This window comes from Pantoea sp. X85, from assembly GCF_029623675.1.
Lineage (GTDB): Bacteria > Pseudomonadota > Gammaproteobacteria > Enterobacterales > Enterobacteriaceae > Pantoea > Pantoea leporis.
The window spans coordinates 3,984,679-4,005,384 of sequence record NZ_CP121108.1; the positions used below are offsets into that span (position 1 = coordinate 3,984,679).

General features: G+C 53.8%; 12 protein-coding genes, 4 tRNA genes, 3 rRNA genes and 1 pseudogene. 3 read left to right on the forward strand and 17 right to left on the reverse strand.

All coding sequences use genetic code 11. The features are described from left to right. Nucleotides 1-234: 234 nt before the first annotated feature. Nucleotides 235-1,710 (reverse strand): ketol-acid reductoisomerase, encoded by a 1,476-nt coding sequence (gene ilvC, locus P6287_RS18575; protein WP_008106632.1) that lies wholly within the window; start codon nucleotides 1,708-1,710, stop codon nucleotides 235-237. A gap of 161 nt (nucleotides 1,711-1,871) precedes the next feature. Here ilvC and ilvY point away from each other — a divergent pair, with 161 nt between their 5' ends. Then, a complete protein-coding gene (ilvY, locus tag P6287_RS18580) occupies nucleotides 1,872-2,753 on the forward strand; it encodes an HTH-type transcriptional activator IlvY (protein WP_008106630.1) in 882 nt (293 codons plus the stop codon). Here the strand turns inward: ilvY and ilvA are convergent, their stop codons facing one another. The 6 genes from ilvA to ilvL all read right to left on the reverse strand — a co-directional run bounded on the left by ilvA (nucleotide 2,754) and on the right by ilvL (nucleotide 9,314). Beyond that, nucleotides 2,754-4,301 carry a threonine ammonia-lyase, biosynthetic gene (gene ilvA, locus P6287_RS18585; protein WP_217549805.1) on the reverse strand — a complete coding sequence of 516 codons (1,548 nt, stop codon included), beginning with the start codon at nucleotides 4,299-4,301 and terminating at the stop codon, nucleotides 2,754-2,756. 3 nt (nucleotides 4,302-4,304) lie between these two features. Further along, the gene (ilvD, locus tag P6287_RS18590; protein WP_008106626.1) at nucleotides 4,305-6,155 is read right to left on the reverse strand and encodes a dihydroxy-acid dehydratase; all 1,851 of its coding nucleotides are present in this window, start codon (nucleotides 6,153-6,155) and stop codon (nucleotides 4,305-4,307) included. A gap of 62 nt (nucleotides 6,156-6,217) precedes the next feature. Beyond that, entirely contained in the window at nucleotides 6,218-7,147 is a 930-nt protein-coding gene (locus tag P6287_RS18595; RefSeq protein ID WP_007888821.1) for a branched-chain amino acid transaminase, read from the reverse strand. An 18-nt stretch (nucleotides 7,148-7,165) separates the two neighbouring features. Next, nucleotides 7,166-7,423, reverse strand: coding sequence for an acetolactate synthase 2 small subunit (gene ilvM / locus P6287_RS18600; RefSeq protein ID WP_101762784.1), 258 nt, complete (start codon nucleotides 7,421-7,423; stop codon nucleotides 7,166-7,168). Then, nucleotides 7,420-9,066, reverse strand: coding sequence for an acetolactate synthase 2 catalytic subunit (gene ilvG, locus P6287_RS18605; protein WP_008106622.1), 1,647 nt, complete (start codon nucleotides 9,064-9,066; stop codon nucleotides 7,420-7,422). Before ilvG ends, ilvM begins: the two co-directional genes overlap by 4 nt. Nucleotides 9,067-9,215: 149 nt before the next feature. After that, complete coding sequence (gene ilvL / locus P6287_RS18610) at nucleotides 9,216-9,314, reverse strand: ilv operon leader peptide (protein WP_071531048.1); 99 nt, start codon at nucleotides 9,312-9,314, stop codon at nucleotides 9,216-9,218. Between the two features lie 328 nt (nucleotides 9,315-9,642). On the opposite strand from ilvL, the gene P6287_RS18615 reads away from it, so the two are divergent. Next, nucleotides 9,643-11,163: a YifB family Mg chelatase-like AAA ATPase gene (locus tag P6287_RS18615; protein WP_110867717.1), complete on the forward strand. Its 1,521-nt coding sequence runs from the start codon at nucleotides 9,643-9,645 to the stop codon at nucleotides 11,161-11,163. 30 nt (nucleotides 11,164-11,193) lie between these two features. Here the strand turns inward: P6287_RS18615 and P6287_RS18620 are convergent, their stop codons facing one another. Continuing rightward, nucleotides 11,194-11,532: a DUF413 domain-containing protein gene (locus P6287_RS18620; protein WP_008106616.1), complete on the reverse strand. Its 339-nt coding sequence runs from the start codon at nucleotides 11,530-11,532 to the stop codon at nucleotides 11,194-11,196. A 121-nt stretch (nucleotides 11,533-11,653) separates the two neighbouring features. Between P6287_RS18620 and hdfR the strand changes: the two genes are divergently transcribed. Continuing rightward, nucleotides 11,654-12,475: an HTH-type transcriptional regulator HdfR gene (hdfR, locus tag P6287_RS18625; protein ID WP_008106614.1), complete on the forward strand. Its 822-nt coding sequence runs from the start codon at nucleotides 11,654-11,656 to the stop codon at nucleotides 12,473-12,475. 105 nt (nucleotides 12,476-12,580) lie between these two features. Here the strand turns inward: hdfR and P6287_RS18630 are convergent. The 9 genes and pseudogenes from P6287_RS18630 to btuB form a co-directional block, all read right to left on the reverse strand. Then, nucleotides 12,581-12,656: transfer RNA gene (locus P6287_RS18630), tRNA-Trp, on the reverse strand. Nucleotides 12,657-12,664: 8 nt separating this feature from the next. Continuing rightward, a tRNA-Asp gene (locus tag P6287_RS18635) sits at nucleotides 12,665-12,741 on the reverse strand. 36 nt (nucleotides 12,742-12,777) lie between these two features. Next, nucleotides 12,778-12,893 (reverse strand): 5S ribosomal RNA (gene rrf, locus P6287_RS18640). 92 nt (nucleotides 12,894-12,985) lie between these two features. Beyond that, nucleotides 12,986-15,911 (reverse strand): 23S ribosomal RNA (locus P6287_RS18645). 202 nt (nucleotides 15,912-16,113) lie between these two features. Then, nucleotides 16,114-16,189, reverse strand: a tRNA-Ala gene (locus tag P6287_RS18650). An 81-nt stretch (nucleotides 16,190-16,270) separates the two neighbouring features. Then, nucleotides 16,271-16,347: transfer RNA gene (locus P6287_RS18655), tRNA-Ile, on the reverse strand. 74 nt (nucleotides 16,348-16,421) lie between these two features. Next, nucleotides 16,422-17,960, reverse strand: a 16S ribosomal RNA gene (locus P6287_RS18660). The 16S, 23S and 5S rRNA genes sit together here with 4 tRNA genes alongside, the layout of an rRNA operon. A gap of 337 nt (nucleotides 17,961-18,297) precedes the next feature. After that, a pseudogene (gene murI / locus P6287_RS18665) lies at nucleotides 18,298-18,852 on the reverse strand (glutamate racemase); the annotation flags it as partial. Next, a complete protein-coding gene (btuB, locus tag P6287_RS18670) occupies nucleotides 18,797-20,683 on the reverse strand; it encodes a TonB-dependent vitamin B12 receptor BtuB (RefSeq protein WP_277974229.1) in 1,887 nt (628 codons plus the stop codon). The gene btuB and the pseudogene murI, both read right to left, overlap by 56 nt. Nucleotides 20,684-20,706: the final 23 nt, after the last annotated feature.

A 20,706-nucleotide genomic window follows, 5' to 3' on the forward strand; every position in this document is an offset into this window, starting at 1 on the left:
TTAGGTATGTGCTCGCTGTCCCCCTCCTCGGTCCTCCCCCATAAATGGGGGAGGAAGATGCTGCCATATGTGAGTTCTGAAGCTGCATGTGGCAGCGTCTCCTTCCCCCGCAAGCGGGGGAAGGCCGGGATGGGGGACAGCGAGTACATACCTGGAGCAACAGCGAGCACTAATTAAAAAAAACCCCGGCAAGCCGGGGTTTTTTATTGTGCTGAAAACTGTGTCGCGCGTGGCTTAGCCAGCGACAGCGATACGTTTCATATCGGTCATGTAGCCACGCAGTTTGCGGCCTACAGATTCGATTGGGTGCTGACGAACGGCTTCGTTGACGTCACGCAGCTGCGCGTTATCCACCTGCGTACCTTCAACTGCTTTGCCCAGATCGCCCGGCTGCAGCGTGGTCATGAACTCTTTCAGCAGTGGAACTGCCGCAAAGGAGAACAGGTAGTTACCGTATTCTGCGGTATCCGAGATAACCACGTTCATTTCATACAGACGCTTACGTGCGATGGTGTTAGCAATCAGCGGCAGCTCGTGCAGTGATTCGTAGTAAGCCGACTCTTCGATGATACCCGCATCAACCATGGTTTCGAATGCCAACTCAACGCCTGCTTTGACCATCGCAACCATCACGACGCCTTTGTCGTAATATTCCTGCTCTTCGATTTTGCCATCAAACTGCGGTGCGTTTTCGAATGCCGTTGCGCCGGTCTCTTCACGCCAGGTCAGCAGGTTTTTGTCGTCGTTAGCCCAGTCAGCCATCATGCCTGAAGAGAATTCGCCAGAGATGATGTCATCCATGTGCTTCTGGAACAGCGGAGCCATGATGGTTTTCAGCTGCTCAGACAACGCATAAGCGCGGATTTTTGCCGGATTAGACAAGCGATCCATCATCAGCGTGATGCCGCCAAACTTCAGTGATTCGGTGATGGTTTCCCAGCCGAACTGAATCAGTTTTTCGGTGTAAGCCGCGTCGTGACCTTCAGCCACCAGCTTGTCGAAGCACAGCAGAGAACCGGCCTGCAGCATACCGCACAGGATGGTCTGCTCGCCCATCAGGTCAGATTTCACTTCCGCAACGAAGGAAGATTCCAGCACGCCTGCACGGTCGCCGCCGGTCGCTGCTGCCCAGGCTTTAGCAATCGCCATGCCTTCGCCTTTCGGATCGTTTTCCGGGTGAACAGCAATTAGCGTAGGTACACCGAAACCACGCTTGTACTCTTCACGTACTTCCGTACCCGGGCACTTCGGCGCCACCATCACGACGGTGATGTCTTTACGGATGGTTTCGCCTACTTCAACAATGTTGAAACCGTGTGAGTAACCCAGCGCAGCGCCATCTTTCATTAGCGGCTGAACAGCCTGAACGACCGCCGAGTGCTGCTTGTCTGGCGTCAGGTTAACCACCAGATCGGCCTGTGGGATCAGCTCTTCGTAAGTACCGACTTTGAAGCCGTTGTCGGTCGCTTTGCGGAAAGAGGCACGCTTCTCAGCAATCGCTTCAGCACGCAGGGCATACGCCACGTCCAGACCAGAATCACGCATGTTCAGACCCTGGTTCAGACCCTGAGCGCCACAGCCAACGATGACCACTTTCTTGCCTTTCAGGAAGCTAGCGCCATCAGCGAATTCGTCGCGTGACATGAAACGACATTTGCCCAGCTGCGCTAACTGGTTGCGCAGATTCAATGTGTTGAAGTAATTAGCCATGGGTACTCCGGTTAGATGTTGTGTTTGTTTTTGTTCAGTAACGACGTTATCTCTTACGCCGCGAATGACCCCATCATATGACAGGAAATCCGTTGCTTAAATTGATATATTAGCAAGGTCACATTGCATAATTTGCAACATAACCTTGAGGCGATACGCGCATGGATTTACGAGACCTGAAACTCTTCCTTCATCTGGCTGAAAGCTGCCACTTTGGCCGCACCGCGCGTGCCATGCACGTCAGCCCTTCAACTCTTTCGCGCCAGATTCAGCGCCTGGAAGAGGATGTCGGTCACGCGCTGTTCCTGCGTGATAACCGCACCGTCACGCTAACCGAAGCCGGTGAGCGCCTGCGCCAGTTTGCGCAGCAGACGTTGCTGCAGTATCAGCAGTTACGCCATGTGATGGATCTTAACGGCCCGTCACTGAGCGGTGAACTGCGCCTGTTCTGCTCGGTGACCGCCGCTTACAGCCATCTGCCGCCGATTCTTGACCGCTTTCGTGCTGAACATCCGCAGGTAGAGATCAAACTTACTACCGGTGATGCCGCCGATGCGATTGAGATGGTGCAGTCCGGCGACGCCGATCTCGCCATTGCCGGTCGCCCAGAATCGCTGCCGGCCAGCATAGATTTTACGCCACTGGGCCTGATTCCGCTGGTGCTGATCGCCCCGGCGCTGCCTTGCCCGGTGCGCAATCAGGCGACGCAGGAGCAACCCGATTGGGCGCAAATTCCGTTTATCCTGCCGGAACAAGGACCTGCACGCCGCGGCATCGATTTATGGTTCCGCCGCCAGCGCATTCCCAATCCGCAGATTTATGCCACGGTTTCCGGTCATGAAGCGATTGTGTCGATGGTGGCGCTGGGATGTGGTATTGCGCTGCTGCCGGATGTGGTGCTGGAGAACAGCCCGGAACCGGTGCGCAATCGCGTATTGACGCTGGAGAATGTGGAGTCTGTCGCACCGCTGGAACTCGGCGTTTGCGTACAAAAAAAGCGGCTCGGAGAGCCGCTTATCAATGCGTTCTGGCACCAGCTGTAATCACTGCCCGGCGAGGAAGAAACGGAACGCCGGGTTGCTCGCTTCGTCATGCCATTCGTAACCCAACGCGGTGAGATGGGTTTCGAAATCCGGTTCCTGATCGTTGGCTTCAAATGCCGCCAGCACGCGGCCATAATCGGTGCCGTGGCTGCGATAATGGAACAGCGAGATATTCCAGTGCGCACCCAACGTCTGCAGGAACTTCAGCAGCGCACCCGGTGCTTCCGGGAATTCAAAGCTAAACAGGCGTTCGCGCAGCGGCTTCGATGGACGTCCGCCCACCATGTAGCGCACGTGCAGCTTGGCCATTTCGTCATCCGACAGATCCACCACGTGATAACCGGCTTCGCTCAGTTGGCTGATGATCTCACCGCGCTCCTCCAGCCCGCGCGTTAAGCGCACGCCGACGAAAATGCAGGCGTTATCCGCATCCGCGTAACGATAGTTGAACTCGGTGATGGAGCGCCCGCCGATGGTCTGACAGAACTTGAGGAAACTGCCCTGCTGTTCTGGAATGGTGACCGCCAGCAGCGCTTCACGCTGTTCGCCCAGTTCACAACGCTCGGAGACATAGCGCAAGCCGTGGAAGTTGACGTTGGCACCCGACAACACGTGCGCCAGGCGCTCGCCTTTGATATCGTGCAGCTGGATGTACTTCTTCATGCCCGCCAGCGCCAGCGCGCCAGAAGGTTCCGCCACGGCACGCACATCTTCGAACAGATCTTTCACCGCTGCGCAAATTGCATCGCTATCCACCGTGATGATGTCATCGAGATACTCCTGACACAGACGGAAGGTTTCGCTGCCGATGCGTTTGACCGCCACGCCTTCCGCAAACAAGCCGACACGCGCCAAATCTACCGGTTCACCCGCATCCAGCGCGGCCTTCAGGCAGGCTGAATCTTCCGATTCCACGGCAATCACTTTGATCTGCGGCATCAGCTGCTTAATCAACACCGCGACACCCGCCGCCAGACCACCGCCGCCGACCGGCACGAAGACGCGATCAAGATGCGCGTCCTGCTGCAGCAACTCCATCGCCAGCGTGCCCTGCCCGGCGATCACTGCCGGATGGTCAAACGGAGGAACGAAGGTGTAACCCTGCTGCTCTGCCAGCTCAATCGCTTTGGCTTTCGCCTCGTCGAAGTTGGCACCAAACAGATAAGCCTCACCGCCAAATGCGCGTACTGCATCAACCTTGATGTCTGCCGTGGCCAGCGGCATCACAATCAGTGATTTGATGCCCAACGTGCTGGCCGAAAGCGCCACGCCCTGCGCATGGTTACCGGCCGAAGCCGTGACCACGCCGCGCGCTTTTTGCTCTTCGTTCAGCCCGGCAATCATCGCGTAAGCCCCGCGCAGCTTGAAGCTATGCACCGGCTGACGATCTTCACGCTTCACCAGAATGGTGTTGCCAAGACGCGATGAAATTTTTTCCATTTTTTGCAGTGGCGTCACTTGGGCAATTTCATACACCGGTGAACGCAGCACTGCGCGCAAATACTCCGCGCCGTTTGGCGTCGCGGAGAGCGGTTGAGACTCAGCCATCGGTTAGCCTCCCAGCTTGGACTTATCGCGTACCGCGCCTTTGTCTGCGCTGGTCGCCAGTGATGCATAGGCACGCAGGGCAAAGGAGACTTCACGTACGCGGCCGTGCGGGGTATAAGCCGCATCGCCGCGCGCTTGCTCTTCTTCACGACGGGCGTGCAGTTCGTTATCCGGTACCGCCAGCTTGATACCACGGTTGGGGATATCGATCTCAATCATGTCGCCATCTTTCACCAGCGCGATGGTGCCGCCGCTCGCCGCTTCCGGAGAGGCGTGACCAATCGATAAGCCTGACGTGCCGCCAGAGAAGCGACCGTCGGTGATCAGTGCGCAGCTTTTGCCGAGGCCCATGGATTTCAGATAAGTGGTCGGATAGAGCATTTCCTGCATGCCCGGTCCGCCTTTCGGTCCTTCGTAGCGGATCACCACGACGTCGCCGGCTACCACTTTGCCGCCAAGGATCGCTTCAACTGCATCATCCTGGCTTTCGTACACTTTCGCCGGGCCTTTGAAGGTGAGGATCTCTTTGTCTACGCCCGCGGTTTTAACGATGCAGCCATCTTCGGCAATGTTGCCGTAAAGCACAGCTAAGCCGCCATCCTGCGAGTACGCGTGTTCGCGCGTACGAATACAACCATCGGTACGGTCATCATCCAGCGTGTCCCAACGGCAGTTCTGCGAGAACGCCTTGGTGGTACGAATACCAGCAGGACCGGCACGGAACATATCCTTCACCGCCTGATCTTTGGTCAGCATGATGTCGTACTGATCCAGGGTTTCACGCATGCTCTGCTGCAAGATGTTGCGCGCGCTGGTGTCGATTAAACCGGCGCGATCTAACTCACCGAGAATGGCGATAACGCCACCCGCACGGTGCACATCTTCCATGTGATATTTCGGCGTACTTGGCGCCACTTTACACAGCTGCGGCACTTTACGAGACAAGCGATCGATATCGGAGATGTTGAAGTCGATTTCACCTTCCAGCGCCGCTGCCAGCAGGTGCAGAACGGTGTTGGTGGAACCGCCCATAGCGATATCCAGCGTCATCGCATTCTCGAACGCCGCTTTGGTGGCGATGTTACGCGGCAGCATGTTGACGTCATCCTGCTCGTAGTAGCGTTTGGTCAGGCTAACGATGCGCTTACCGGCATTAATGAACAGCTCTTTACGATCGGCGTGTGTGGCCAGCAGTGAACCGTTACCCGGCTGCGACAAACCCAGCGCTTCGGTCAGACAGTTCATCGAGTTGGCGGTGAACATACCGGAACAGGAACCGCAGGTTGGACAAGCAGAACGTTCGATCTGATCGCTGTCGGCATCGCTGACGTTCGGGTTGGCGCCCTGAATCATTGCATCAACCAGATCCAGCTTGATGATTTGATCAGACAGTTTGGTTTTACCGGCTTCCATCGGGCCGCCAGACACAAAGATCACCGGAATGTTGAGGCGCAGTGACGCCATCAGCATGCCAGGGGTGATTTTGTCGCAGTTGGAGATACATACCATGGCATCGGCGCAGTGCGCGTTGACCATGTACTCCACTGAATCGGCAATCAGCTCACGTGAAGGCAGTGAATACAGCATGCCGCCATGACCCATGGCGATACCGTCATCCACCGCAATGGTGTTGAACTCTTTGGCCACGCCGCCAGCTGCTTCGATTTCCTCAGCAACCAGTTTGCCAAGATCGCGCAGGTGCACGTGGCCCGGTACGAATTGGGTGAATGAGTTGACCACGGCGATAATCGGCTTACCGAAATCGTCGTCGGTCATTCCTGTCGCGCGCCACAAGGCACGGGCACCGGCCATGTTACGTCCATGGGTGGTGGTGGCGGAACGGTACTTTGGCATGCTCTATTTACTCCAGTAATAATAAGGTTGCGGGCGCCATCTGACGCCCGCAAAAAATCTCGTTATGCGTTAACCGGATCCAACCAGCCCCACTTGTCTTCCGTCTCGCCAGTGAACAGGCCAAAGAATGCCTTCTGGATACGACCGGTGACCGGGCCACGTTTACCTTCGCCGACCTGAATGCCGTCGACGCTGCGCACCGGAGTGATCTCCGCTGCAGTACCTGACATGAAGACTTCGTCGGCCAGATACAGGGATTCGCGCGACAGAACCTGCTCACGCACTTCAATACCCATGTCTTGCGCCAGCTTGATGATGGCGTCACGGGTGATGCCCGGCAGCGCTGAAGAGGTGAACGGCGGCGTGAACAGAATGCCATCTTTCACTTCGAACAAGTTTTCGCCAGCACCTTCTGAAATATAGCCGTTGGTGTCGAGCGCGATACCTTCCTGATAGCCGTGGCGGCGCGCTTCGCTGCCTACCAGCAGAGAGGAGAGATAGTTACCACCCGCTTTCGCGGCGGTTGGCAAGGTGTTTGGTGCAACGCGGTTCCACGAAGAAACCATGGCGTCGATACCGTTTTCCAGCGCTTCAGCGCCCAGGTAAGCACCCCAAGGGAAGGCTGCGATGATTACATCGGTGGTGTAGCCATCTGGCGGGTTTACACCCAGACCCACGTCACCCACGAAGGCCAGCGGACGGATATAAGCGCTTTTCAGTTTGTTCACGCGGATCACTTCGCGGCACGCTTCCATCAACTCATCAACGCTGGCTTTAATCGGGAAACGGTAAATTTTGGCGGATTCATGCAGACGCTTCATATGCTCACGGTGGCGGAACACCACTGGACCTTTGTGTGAGTCGTAGCAACGCACGCCTTCAAACACAGAAGTACCGTAGTGCAGGGCGTGAGACATAACGCTGACCTTGGCGTCTTCCCACTTAACCATCTCACCATTGAACCAAATAAAGTCTGCTTTCTTCGTACTCATTGCTTTTTCCTTTGGCGACTATGCGCGGATTTGTTGTGTTGTCTGTTGTTGGATCTCGACGCAAGCGACATCCATAAGTTTGCTTAACTGCGAAGACAGTAAATCGACTGAGCGTTGGCTGGCAACGGTCATTTCGATATTAATGTTCTCCGCATTGACCGCGGTGGCCATATTCATTGCACACACCTGGAAACCACGGTGACGCACGACACGCAAAATGCGCTCCAATATTTCAGGACGAAAACGGGCTTCGATAGACAATTGATGCTGATTCATGCGGTTTTCTCCATCATGTTTGCGTTGCTGGCACCCGGCGGTACCAATGGCCAGACGTTTTCATGCTCATCTATCGAAACATGCAGGAAGTAAGGACCTTCACTGTTCAGCAGAGCATCGAGGGCGGCGTCGACCTGATCTTTACGGCTAATGCGCTGGCCTGGGATATCAAACGCGCTGGCCAGCGTGAGGAAATCGGGGTTGTCGGTCAGAATGGTTTCGCTGTAGCGACCATCAAAGAACAGTTGCTGCCACTGGCGCACCATGCCGAGACGCTGGTTATCCAGCAGCAGAATCTTCACCGGCAGCTTGCCGCGCTTGATGGTGCCCAGCTCCTGAATGTTCATCATGATAGAACCATCGCCAGACACGCAGATCACTGTGTCCTCCGGACGCGCTACCTGCGCCCCAATCGCCGCCGGCAGGCCAAAGCCCATAGTGCCGAGACCGCTCGAGGTGATGAAGTTTTCTGGCGCGGTGAAACTCATGTGCTGAGCGGCCCACATCTGGTGTTGACCTACATCGGTGGTGACCACGGCGCTGTCCGCTTTGCGGTCAGACAACTGCTTCAGCAACAACGGCGCATAAATCGCTTCGCCGGGATGATCGTAGCGCCAGTCGAACTCGCTTTTCATCGCGCTGACTTCTTTGCGCCAGCCATCAATGTGCATTGGCATGCTCAGTGCCGGCAGCACCTGATTCATATCGCCCTGCAGTGAAACGTGAGCACGGCGCAGTTTGTTCAGCTCGGCAGGATCGATATCGATATGGATGACGCTGGCGTGCGGTGCGAAGGTGTCCAGCTTGCCAGTAACGCGGTCGTCAAAACGCGCGCCAACCGCAATCAGCAAATCACAGGATTGTACCGCGAGGTTAGCGGCTTTGGTGCCGTGCATGCCCAGCATTCCGAGATAGAGATCGCTGCTGGCATCCGCGCTACCGAGGCCTTTCAGCGTAGAAACCATCGGGATACCGGTTTCCTGCGCCATGGCACGTAAGGCTGGAACCGCCTGCGCCATACCCACGCCGCCACCGATATACAGCATCGGCTTATGCGATTGCGCCATCAATGCACGCGCCTCTGCAATGTGCTGCGCGGAGTGGCTGATTTCTTCCTCAACTGGCAGCAGATGAGGCGTCAGTTCGCCATTGGCGATCTGAATGTCTTTCGGGATATCGACCAGTACCGGGCCGGGACGACCCGATTGCGCGATGGCAAAAGCTTCTGCCATCACCGAGGGTAAATCATCAAGCGATTCAACGAGGAAACTGTGTTTGGTGCAGGCTAACGATAAACCAAGAACGTCTATTTCCTGGAAGGCGTCGGTGCCGATGAAGGCCGATGATACCTGGCCGGTGATCGCCACAACCGGGATCGAATCCATCATCGCATCCGCCAAACCGGTGATCAGGTTGGTGGCGCCGGGCCCCGAAGTGGCGATACATACGCCAGTCTTGCCGGTTGCGCGGGCATAACCAATAGCAGCCATCACCGCACCTTGCTCATGACGACACAGTAAGTGTTCCACGCCGCCATCGTAGAGCGCATCGTACACTGGCATGATTGCGCCGCCAGGATAGCCAAACACTGTATCGACACCCTGCGCGCGTAAAGCCTGAACTACCCACTGTGCACCTGTCATGGTTATTCTCCTGTATTCCTAGGGGAACAACAGAATTTTATGCTACTGCTCATAATCTGTTCCTCGCTAATTTGCTGATATTTAGCCTGGTCAAAAAAAAACCCCCGGACCTTTCGGTGCGGGGGTTTTTGGAATTCCAGACTTGATTTTTAAGCCTTTCTTTCTCCAAGCGATGCCCCGCACGGTGGGATAATAATCACCACCACGCTAATCACGACTAGGCTAATCACTTGTAGAAGGGCTTTCATGTGTTGTTTGTCTTTTCGATTGTTCGAAGTAATACCTACAGAGTTACCATAGTTAGCGTGTCGTTGACAATAATTTTCATTGGAAAATTTTATGATGCCGCTGGCGGCCCGCCGTTATCACATTGTAAATAAAAGGTTATTTACATTTGTGATAAAAATTCATAACGCCCGCGTCGTAATCTTCATTTGGAGTTTACGATCAAGCTCTGATTTTCAGTGAAAGAGCGGCAATTATCAGGGAATGTAAGGAATCTGGCTCTGAAGTTGAGCAGTAAGCCATTGTTCATCTGTCTGGCTGCTTTGATGATAAGGACAACAAGGAGCGGTTATGTCTTTATCGAAGGTATTAACACGAGCTGCGCTGGGTGTTCAGGCTCCGCTGGTGACGGTGGAAGTGCACATCAGCAACGGCTTGCCGGCCCTGACGCTGGTTGGACTGCCTGAAACCACGGTAAAAGAAGCGCGGGAACGGGTGCGAAGCGCGATTATCAATAGCGGGTTCACCTTCCCGGCGAAACGCGTCACCATCAATCTGGCGCCTGCCGATCTGCCAAAAGAGGGCGGACGCTATGACCTCCCCATCGCTATCGCCATTCTGGCGGCCTCTGAGCAGCTGCCAGACGCAAAACTGGGGCAATTTGAATTCCTGGGGGAGTTAGCACTTAACGGCGCGCTCTGTGGCGTTCAGGCCGCTATTCCAGCTGCGATGGCGGCACTGCAAGCAGGCAGACAAATGGTGTTAGCTGAACAGAATCAACAGGATGTAGGGTTGATTCAACAAGGCGAGACGCTGGTTGGTAAACATCTGGTAGAAATCTGTGCGTTTCTCCATAACAAAACCACTCTCACTGTCGCGCATTATCAGCCCGAAACGCTTGAACAGGAAAAGCAGGACCTCAGCGATATCATTGGCCAGGATCAGGGCCGACGTGCACTGGAGATCACCGCAGCTGGCGGGCATAACCTGTTACTGATTGGGCCGCCTGGCACCGGCAAGACCATGTTGGCGACGCGTCTGCCCGGTATCATGCCACCGTTAGACGACCAGGAAGCGCTGGAGTGCGCCGCTATCGCCAGTCTGGTAAGCAGTGGCAATCTCCATCATCAGTGGCGCAAACGGCCATTCAGAGCGCCTCATCACAGTTCATCACTCTATGCGCTGGTTGGGGGCGGATCCTTGCCGCGGCCGGGAGAAATCTCCCTGGCACACAATGGCGTGTTATTCCTCGATGAGCTGCCAGAGTTCGAGCGCAGAACACTTGATGCTTTGCGCGAACCGATTGAATCCGGGGAAATCGCCATTTCACGCACGCGCGCTAAAGTGACGTATCCCGCGCGCTTTCAATTGATCGGCGCGATGAATCCCAGCCCGACCGGGCATTATCAGGGCAACCATAATCGCTCATCACCTCAGCAAGTGTTGCGCTATCTCAATCGGTTATCAGGACCTTTTCTCGATCGCTTTGATTTATCGTTAGAGGTCCCACTTCTGCCCAGTGGATCGCTAAGTAAGAAACAACAAGTCAGCGAAAGCAGCGCTGAAGTTTTAACTCGCGTCCTCGCCGCACGAAAGATTCAAACAGCACGCAGCGGAAAAGTGAATGCTCATCTCTCTAACCCAGAGATTTTACGCTGGTGTCCATTGAAGCAACAGGATGCTGAATGGCTGGAAGAAGTGTTGAATTCGTTGGGGCTTTCAGTACGCGCCTGGCAGCGGATTTTAAAGGTGGCCAGGACAATAGCTGATTTAGCAGGTGAAGAGCAGATTACTCGTAGTCATTTGCAGGAAGCGGTGGGATATCGCAGCATCGACCGCTTAATGATCTATCTGCACAAGACTCTGGAATAAAAAACGGGGCTTACATAAGCCCCGCTATTCTTAATCATCGCTATCGCTAAAATCTTCCACCGTATCCATCTGCGGCTTGCCGCCAGATAGCGTATGGAAACGCTTAGGTCGCTTGATACGTGCGGTATATTTCGACCATACACGTTCAGCTTCCGTTTGTGGCTCACGAAGACCACGACATACTTCTAAAAATGAACGCTCTTCTTCTGTAATGGGTTCACGCTTAGCGAGATCCAGTTCATTAAAGGCGTAACCGTGGCGCTCCAGAAGCTGAGCTTCTTTAATGGTGAAATCACCATGACGCGAAAAACCACGTGGGTAATGTTTGTTATCAAAGAAACGATTCGTTGTTGCGAAGCTATCCGCCATTTTACACGCTCCTGACTCTCATATGGCCGTGCTATTTATGGCGCGGAGTATTAGATAGGCTTGACAGAGTGTAAAACAAAACATTTAAATCAGTACGACAAACAATTTTTGGGAGAATGCAGTGGATACGGAATTACTGAAAACTTTCCTCGAAGTGAGCAGAACACGCCATTTCGGGCGTGCTGCTGAAGCGCTTTACCTCACGCAATCTGCCGTTAGTTTTCGCATTCGTCAGCTGGAAAATCAGCTGGGCGTAAACCTTTTTACTCGTCACCGTAATAACATCCGGCTGACTTCAGCAGGCGAGCGTTTATTACCCTATGCCGAAAGCCTGATGAGCACCTGGCTGATGGCCAAAAAGGAAGTTTCGCATACACAACAGCATCATGAGCTTTCAATAGGAGGTAGCGCATCCCTTTGGGAAGCGTACTTAACTCCCTGGTTGCAAACACTTTATGAGAATCGAGAAAGCCTTCATCTCGAGGCACGTATCGCCCAGCGACATTTACTGGTTAAGCAATTGCATGAACGTCAGTTGGACCTGTTGATCACAACTGAAGCGCCAAAAATGGATGAGTTAACCAGCCAGCAAATAGGGCATATTTCGCTCGCATTATTCCGGGCGCGTAAAACCGAGAAGCGTGAAAAATATGACTATATCAAGCTGGAATGGGGCGCAGATTTTCATCAGCATGAAAGTTATCTGTCTAGTGATGATGTTCCCGTATTAACCACCACATCCGCACATTTAACACGCGAATTACTGCATACCACCGGTGCTTGTGCCTTTTTACCTGATTTTTGGCACGGCATTTATAGTGATTTGATGGTTATTCCAGATACACCCGTCGCCGTGCGACCGTTATATGCGGTGTGGCTGCAGAATAGCGATCAGCAAAGTCACATTCGTCAGCTGCTTAAATATCCGGTTTTGACACAATAAGATAATAAATGAGGGAGTTTGAGTGGATCACAGTGAAACTCAAACTCATTTCACTGCCGAATTTTGGACAAAAAAAATCCTTTGCCGAAGCAAAGGATTATTTTCTGGCAGGGGCGGAGGGACTCGAACCCCCAACACCCGGTTTTGGAGACCGGTGCTCTACCAATTGAACTACGCCCCTAATTAGGGTGGCGGAACGGACGGGGCTCGAACCCGCGACCCCCTGCGTGACAGGCAGGTATTCTAACCAACTGAACTACCGCTCCACCGATTCTGTACTGATATCAGACAATCGTTCTGATTCCTGGCAGTTCCCTACTCTCGCATGGGGAGACCCCACACTACCATCGGCGCTACGGCGTTTCACTTCTGAGTTCGGCATGGGGTCAGGTGGGACCACCGCGCTACAGCCGCCAGGCAAATTCTGTTTCCGGGCCGCCACACGGGCCACCCGGTTAATCTGTATCAGCTGAAAATTGTCTCAGTCGCCGAAAACAGCTTCGGCGTTGTAAGGTTAAGCCTCACGGTTCATTAGTATCGGTTAGCTCAACGCATCGCTGCGCTTACACACCCGACCTATCAACGTCGTCGTCTTCAACGTTCCTTCAGGACTCTCAAGGAGTCAGGGAGAACTCATCTCGGGGCAAGTTTCGTGCTTAGATGCTTTCAGCACTTATCTTTTCCGCATTTAGCTACCGGGCAGTGCCATTGGCATGACAACCCGACACCACCAGTGATGCGTCCACTCCGGTCCTCTCGTACTAGGAGCAGCCCCCCTCAATTCTCCAGCGCCCACGGCAGATAGGGACCGAACTGTCTCACGACGTTCTAAACCCAGCTCGCGTACCACTTTAAACGGCGAACAGCCGTACCCTTGGGACCTACTTCAGCCCCAGGATGTGATGAGCCGACATCGAGGTGCCAAACACCGCCGTCGATATGAACTCTTGGGCGGTATCAGCCTGTTATCCCCGGAGTACCTTTTATCCGTTGAGCGATGGCCCTTCCCATACAGAACCACCGGATCACTATGACCTGCTTTCGCACCTGCTCGAGCCGTCACTCTCGCAGTCAAGCTAGCTTATGCCATTGCACTAACCTCCTGATGTCCGACCAGGATTAGCTAACCTTCGTGCTCCTCCGTTACTCTTTAGGAGGAGACCGCCCCAGTCAAACTACCCACCAGACACTGTCCGCAACCCGGATTACGGGCCCACGTTAGAAACCCAGCCATTAAAGGGTGGTATTTCAAGGATGGCTCCACGCAGACTGGCGTCCACGCTTCAAAGCCTCCCACCTATCCTACACATCAAGGACCAGTGTTCAGTGTCAAGCTATAGTAAAGGTTCACGGGGTCTTTCCGTCTTGCCGCGGGTACACTGCATCTTCACAGCGATTTCAATTTCACTGAGTCTCGGGTGGAGACAGCCTGGCCATCATTACGCCATTCGTGCAGGTCGGAACTTACCCGACAAGGAATTTCGCTACCTTAGGACCGTTATAGTTACGGCCGCCGTTTACCGGGGCTTCGATCAAGAGCTTCGCGTTGCCGCTAACCCCATCAATTAACCTTCCGGCACCGGGCAGGCGTCACACCGTATACGTCCACTTTCGTGTTTGCACAGTGCTGTGTTTTTAATAAACAGTTGCAGCCAGCTGGTATCTTCGACTGATTTCAGCTCCACCCGCAGGGGCTTCACCTACATATCAGCGTGCCTTCTCCCGAAGTTACGGCACCATTTTGCCTAGTTCCTTCACCCGAGTTCTCTCAAGCGCCTTGGTATTCTCTACCTGACCACCTGTGTCGGTTTGGGGTACGATTTGATGTTACCTGATGCTTAGAGGCTTTTCCTGGAAGCAGGGCATTTGTTACTTCAGCACCGTAGTGCCTCGTCATCACACCTCAGCGTTAATAAGGTACCGGATTTACCTGGAACCTCCGCCTACATGCTTAAACCGGGACAACCGTCGCCCGGCCAACATAGCCTTCTCCGTCCCCCCTTCGCAGTAACACCGAGTACAGGAATATTAACCTGTTTCCCATCGACTACGCCTTTCGGCCTCGCCTTAGGGGTCGACTCACCCTGCCCCGATTAACGTTGGACAGGAACCCTTGGTCTTCCGGCGAGCGGGCTTTTCACCCGCTTTATCGTTACTTATGTCAGCATTCGCACTTCTGATACCTCCAGCAACCCTCACAGGTCACCTTCGACGGCTTACAGAACGCGGCTTACAGAACGCTCCCTACCCCCAACAACACATAGTGTCGCTGCCGCAGCTTCGGTGCATGGTTTAGCCCCGTTACATCTTCCGCGCAGGCCGACTCGACCAGTGAGCTATTACGCTTTCTTTAAATGATGGCTGCTTCTAAGCCAACATCCTGGCTGTCTGTGCCTTCCCACATCGTTTCCCACTTAACCATGACTTTGGGACCTTAGCTGGCGGTCTGGGTTGTTTCCCTCTTCACGACGGACGTTAGCACCCGCCGTGTGTCTCCCGTGATAACATTCTCCGGTATTCGCAGTTTGCATCGGGTTGGTAAGCCGGGATGGCCCCCTAGCCGAAACAGTGCTCTACCCCCGGAGATGAATTCACGAGGCGCTACCTAAATAGCTTTCGGGGAGAACCAGCTATCTCCCGGTTTGATTGGCCTTTCACCCCCAGCCACAGGTCATCCGCTAATTTTTCAACATTAGTCGGTTCGGTCCTCCAGTTAGTGTTACCCAACCTTCAACCTGCCCATGGCTAGATCACCGGGTTTCGGGTCTATACCCTGCAACTTAACGCCCAGTTAAGACTCGGTTTCCCTTCGGCTCCCCTATACGGTTAACCTTGCTACAGAATATAAGTCGCTGACCCATTATACAAAAGGTACGCAGTCACACCATTAAGGGGGCTCCCACTGCTTGTACGTACACGGTTTCAGGTTCTTTTTCACTCCCCTCGCCGGGGTTCTTTTCGCCTTTCCCTCACGGTACTGGTTCACTATCGGTCAGTCAGGAGTATTTAGCCTTGGAGGATGGTCCCCCCATATTCAGACAGGATACCACGTGTCCCGCCCTACTCTTCGAGTTCACAGCAGGTGTATCTTCGTGTACGGGAGTATCACCCTGTACCCTGCGACTTTCCAGACGCTTCCACTGACACACATGCTGATTCAGACTCTGGGCTGCTCCCCGTTCGCTCGCCGCTACTGGGGGAATCTCGGTTGATTTCTTTTCCTCAGGGTACTTAGATGTTTCAGTTCCCTGGGTTTCGCTTCGTTAAGCTATGTATTCACTTAACGATAGTGTGACGAGTCACACTGGGTTTCCCCATTCGGAAATCGCCGGTTATAACGGTTCATATCACCTTACCGGCGCTTATCGCAGATTAGCACGTCCTTCATCGCCTCTGACTGCCTAGGCATCCACCGTGTACGCTTGGTCGCTTAACCTCACACCCGAAGCTGTTTTTCACTTCTGATTGCGAAATCTGAGACCCACACTTCACACCTTCATCTGCTCTTATTACGGAGAACAGACACACGTGCGTCGTTTCAATTTTCAGCTTGATCCAGATTTTTAAAAGAGCAAAACTTCGCAGCGCACACACCGTTTCGGTTTACACTCTGAAGTTTTCTTTGGTGAGTAAAAGGATGGTGGAGCTATGCGGGATCGAACCGCAGACCTCCTGCGTGCAAGGCAGGCGCTCTCCCAGCTGAGCTATAGCCCCATACAGTTTCAGGCAAGGCAAAGTGGCGCGACGTATAGTTCACTATACGAGCGGCGCTTTAACGCAGCATGAGAAGAAATTTGGTAGGCCTGAGTGGACTTGAACCACCGACCTCACCCTTATCAGGGGTGCGCTCTAACCACCTGAGCTACAAGCCTAGCAGATTTTTTTTCTGCTCGTTACTTTTCATCAGACAATCTGTGTGAGCACTGCAAAGGCAGGTTCTTTAAGGTAAGGAGGTGATCCAACCGCAGGTTCCCCTACGGTTACCTTGTTACGACTTCACCCCAGTCATGAATCACAAAGTGGTAAGCGCCCTCCCGAAGGTTAAGCTACCTACTTCTTTTGCAACCCACTCCCATGGTGTGACGGGCGGTGTGTACAAGGCCCGGGAACGTATTCACCGTAGCATTCTGATCTACGATTACTAGCGATTCCGACTTCATGGAGTCGAGTTGCAGACTCCAATCCGGACTACGACGCACTATGAGGTCCGCTTGCTCTCGCGAGGTCGCTTCTCTTTGTATGCGCCATTGTAGCACGTGTGTAGCCCTACTCGTAAGGGCCATGATGACTTGACGTCATCCCCACCTTCCTCCAGTTTATCACTGGCAGTCTCCTTTGAGTTCCCGGCCTAACCGCTGGCAACAAAGGATAAGGGTTGCGCTCGTTGCGGGACTTAACCCAACATTTCACAACACGAGCTGACGACAGCCATGCAGCACCTGTCTCAGAGTTCCCGAAGGCACCAAAGCATCTCTGCTAAGTTCTCTGGATGTCAAGAGTAGGTAAGGTTCTTCGCGTTGCATCGAATTAAACCACATGCTCCACCGCTTGTGCGGGCCCCCGTCAATTCATTTGAGTTTTAACCTTGCGGCCGTACTCCCCAGGCGGTCGACTTAACGCGTTAGCTCCGGAAGCCACTCCTCAAGGGAACAACCTCCAAGTCGACATCGTTTACGGCGTGGACTACCAGGGTATCTAATCCTGTTTGCTCCCCACGCTTTCGCACCTGAGCGTCAGTCTTTGTCCAGGGGGCCGCCTTCGCCACCGGTATTCCTCCAGATCTCTACGCATTTCACCGCTACACCTGGAATTCTACCCCCCTCTACAAGACTCTAGCCTGCCAGTTTCGAATGCAGTTCCCAGGTTGAGCCCGGGGATTTCACATCCGACTTGACAGACCGCCTGCGTGCGCTTTACGCCCAGTAATTCCGATTAACGCTTGCACCCTCCGTATTACCGCGGCTGCTGGCACGGAGTTAGCCGGTGCTTCTTCTGCGGGTAACGTCAATTGCTGTGGTTATTTAACCACAACACCTTCCTCCCCGCTGAAAGTACTTTACAACCCGAAGGCCTTCTTCATACACGCGGCATGGCTGCATCAGGCTTGCGCCCATTGTGCAATATTCCCCACTGCTGCCTCCCGTAGGAGTCTGGACCGTGTCTCAGTTCCAGTGTGGCTGGTCATCCTCTCAGACCAGCTAGGGATCGTCGCCTAGGTGAGCCGTTACCCCACCTACTAGCTAATCCCATCTGGGCACATCTGATGGCAAGAGGCCCGAAGGTCCCCCTCTTTGGTCTTGCGACGTTATGCGGTATTAGCTACCGTTTCCAGTAGTTATCCCCCTCCATCAGGCAGTTTCCCAGACATTACTCACCCGTCCGCCACTCGTCACCCGAGAGCAAGCTCTCTGTGCTACCGTTCGACTTGCATGTGTTAGGCCTGCCGCCAGCGTTCAATCTGAGCCATGATCAAACTCTTCAATTTAAGTTTGATTTTGAGTTGCTCGTGAATTAAACTTCGTAATGAATTAATTACGTATGTTCACTCAGAGACTTGTATTATTTTTCGTCCGAGGACGTTAAGAATCCATGTCACTTTGAGTGCCCACACAGATTGTCTGATAAATTGTTAAAGAGCAGTGCAACGCGGCTTTCGCTCACCGTTGCGAGGTGGCGTATATTACGCTTTCCTCTTTCAGAGTCAAGCGATTATTTTTGCTTTTTCTGCCGGCGTTCCTTGAAGACTGAAGCCTCCTGTCACGGCGTTTGTAAGCCGTTGTTCCGTGTCAGTGGAGGCGCATTATAGGGAGTTCTTCGGAGTGACGGCGTACATCAGCGAGCTCAACATCTTCGCCATGCAGCTTGGCTTCCGCCAGCTCCACCAGCTCAGCAGAGCCGAGCATTTCGATTTTGCAGTCACGGGCAAATTGCGCCACTAACTCATGGGTATAAGGACGTTTCACCGTGCCGCGCGTGGCCAGCAATCCCACTACGCCGTTACGCGTCAGACGCGCAGCAGGTTTTATCGCAGGCACCACACCCACAACCGGGAATTCGAAACGTTCACGCAGAGCCGGCAAAGAGATGGTGCTGGCCGAGTTACAAGCAATGATCACCAACGCAAGCGGGAAACGCTGAGTGATAGCCGTCACCACCGCCACCACGCGCTCGACAATAAAGTCTTCGGATTTTTCGCCGTACGGGAACCCTTCATTATCAAAGGCGTAGAGATAGTGAAGATCCGGCAGTAAATGCCGGACCTCATCATAAACGGAGAGCCCACCCACGCCGGAGTCAAACACCAGCACGGTGGGACGCAGATCAGAAGCTGTAGCTGGCGCTGAGGTAGTACTCCGTTCCTGGAGTTGGATAGCCATACGCTGTCTCATAATCTTTATCGAACAAGTTGGCAATTCTACCACGAACGGTGAGCTGTGATGTGACCGGATACGAGACCGCGAGATCTACCGTGCTGTAACTCGATAAACGACGCTGCTCGCTGGCATATTCGCTGGTGTTGTTATCGTAGCGCTTACCGAAGTACTGGTAGATGACATCAATATCAAAGTCATACACCGTCATACCCAGCTGATATTTGGCCTGCTCACGCGCACGACGCGCCAGCGTTTCACCATCTGAATCACGACGCGCATCCAGATAACCCAAGGTGATCTGGTGATGAAGGAAGCGGGTATCAAAATCAGCGGTGGCTTCAATACCTTTCAGCGTAACGGCTTTTTCATTGTAATAGCCGCCCTCAAAAGTCACAGGATCAGAAGCATAGGTAATGAGATTACTGACTTTATTGTGATACGCCGCAACACGCCAATTAACCGGACCGGTTAAACCTTCCAGCGCGGCTTCCCACTGTTTTGATTTCTCAGGATTCAGATCGGGATTAGAGCTAATACCAAAGCGCTTCAGACCATATAGCTGGCCTAACGTCGGCGCCTGGAAACCCGTGCCGTAAGAGAGTGATGCCTTGTAACCCGGCACAAACTCCCAACCCGCAGCCGTTTGCCAGGTGCCATGACGGCCAAAGTCCTGGTTGTCATCGCCACGCGCCGAACCTTCAAGCGTAACATTTCCAAACTGCTGCTGAGCCGTCAGGTAAGCGCCGGTGTTGTCTTGCTTGTAACCATCTTCATCACGCGGTGCGCCAGAATAGAGTTGTCCAATCGAACTCAGTTTCTGCTGCTGCCAATCCAGACCAGCGCTGACCATGCCATGCCCCACCGCAAAGGTGTTACCCCATTGCAGGTTGCGCTGCTCCAAGTCATCCAGGCTATTGGAATCTGCATAGCGGCCGTCAGACCCAACGTAGTTATAGATTTTGTACTTTTGATAACTGGCGGTCAGCTGCGAGGAGTATTCCTCTTTATTAAAGCGCAGACCGGTATCAAACGAGTGATTATAGATCTGTTGCTCATCCTGACCACCGACATAACCCGCATCGTAATCTGAGTTCGCGGCGTAGCCGTAACCCCGGAAGAAGCCAGAAAACGCCTCGTTAAACTTGTGGTCAACGCCAGCCCAGAACGCCTTATTGCGCCAGCCATCACGATCGCGATCGGTCGGAGACGTTGAGCCCGGCTGAACGTTGTAGCCGTTGGTGGCCTGATAAGAGCCCGCCACCGTTACGCGCGTCTGGTCCGTGACATTTTGATTGATGCCGCCGCTGTATTCCTGATAGCCCTTCGAACCAAAGCCAGCCGTCAGCGAGTTTTGATTATTCGGGTTTTGCGTAATGACATTCACCACGCCGCCAATCGCATCTGCGCCGTAAACGGCAGAGCGCGGGCCACGAATGAACTCAACGCGCTGGATGATGGAAACAGGGATTTGGTTGAAGTCAGCAACGCCGGTAATGCCAGGCTTAGAGAACGGCACACCGTCAACCAGAATCAGCGTATGGCGCGCTTCCGAACCACGCACATACATAGAAGCGCTTTGCCCAATGCCGCCGCTTTGCGCGATATCCACGCCCGGCAAGCGGCGTAACACTTCCAGTAGGTTCTTGGATTGCCACTGATCGATCTCATCACGGGTGACAACAGAAGTCGAAGCCAGCACCGACGAGACCGGCTGCGCGAAGCGGTTAGCGGTAACGATTTGCGTATCATCATTCTGCTGCGCGTAGCCAAATTGCGCCCAGAGAGACAACGCCGTTGCACTGAAGGCAAACAGCGAAGCGTGTTTTTTTTTCATTGTTATAGCATCCAAAAGACGAA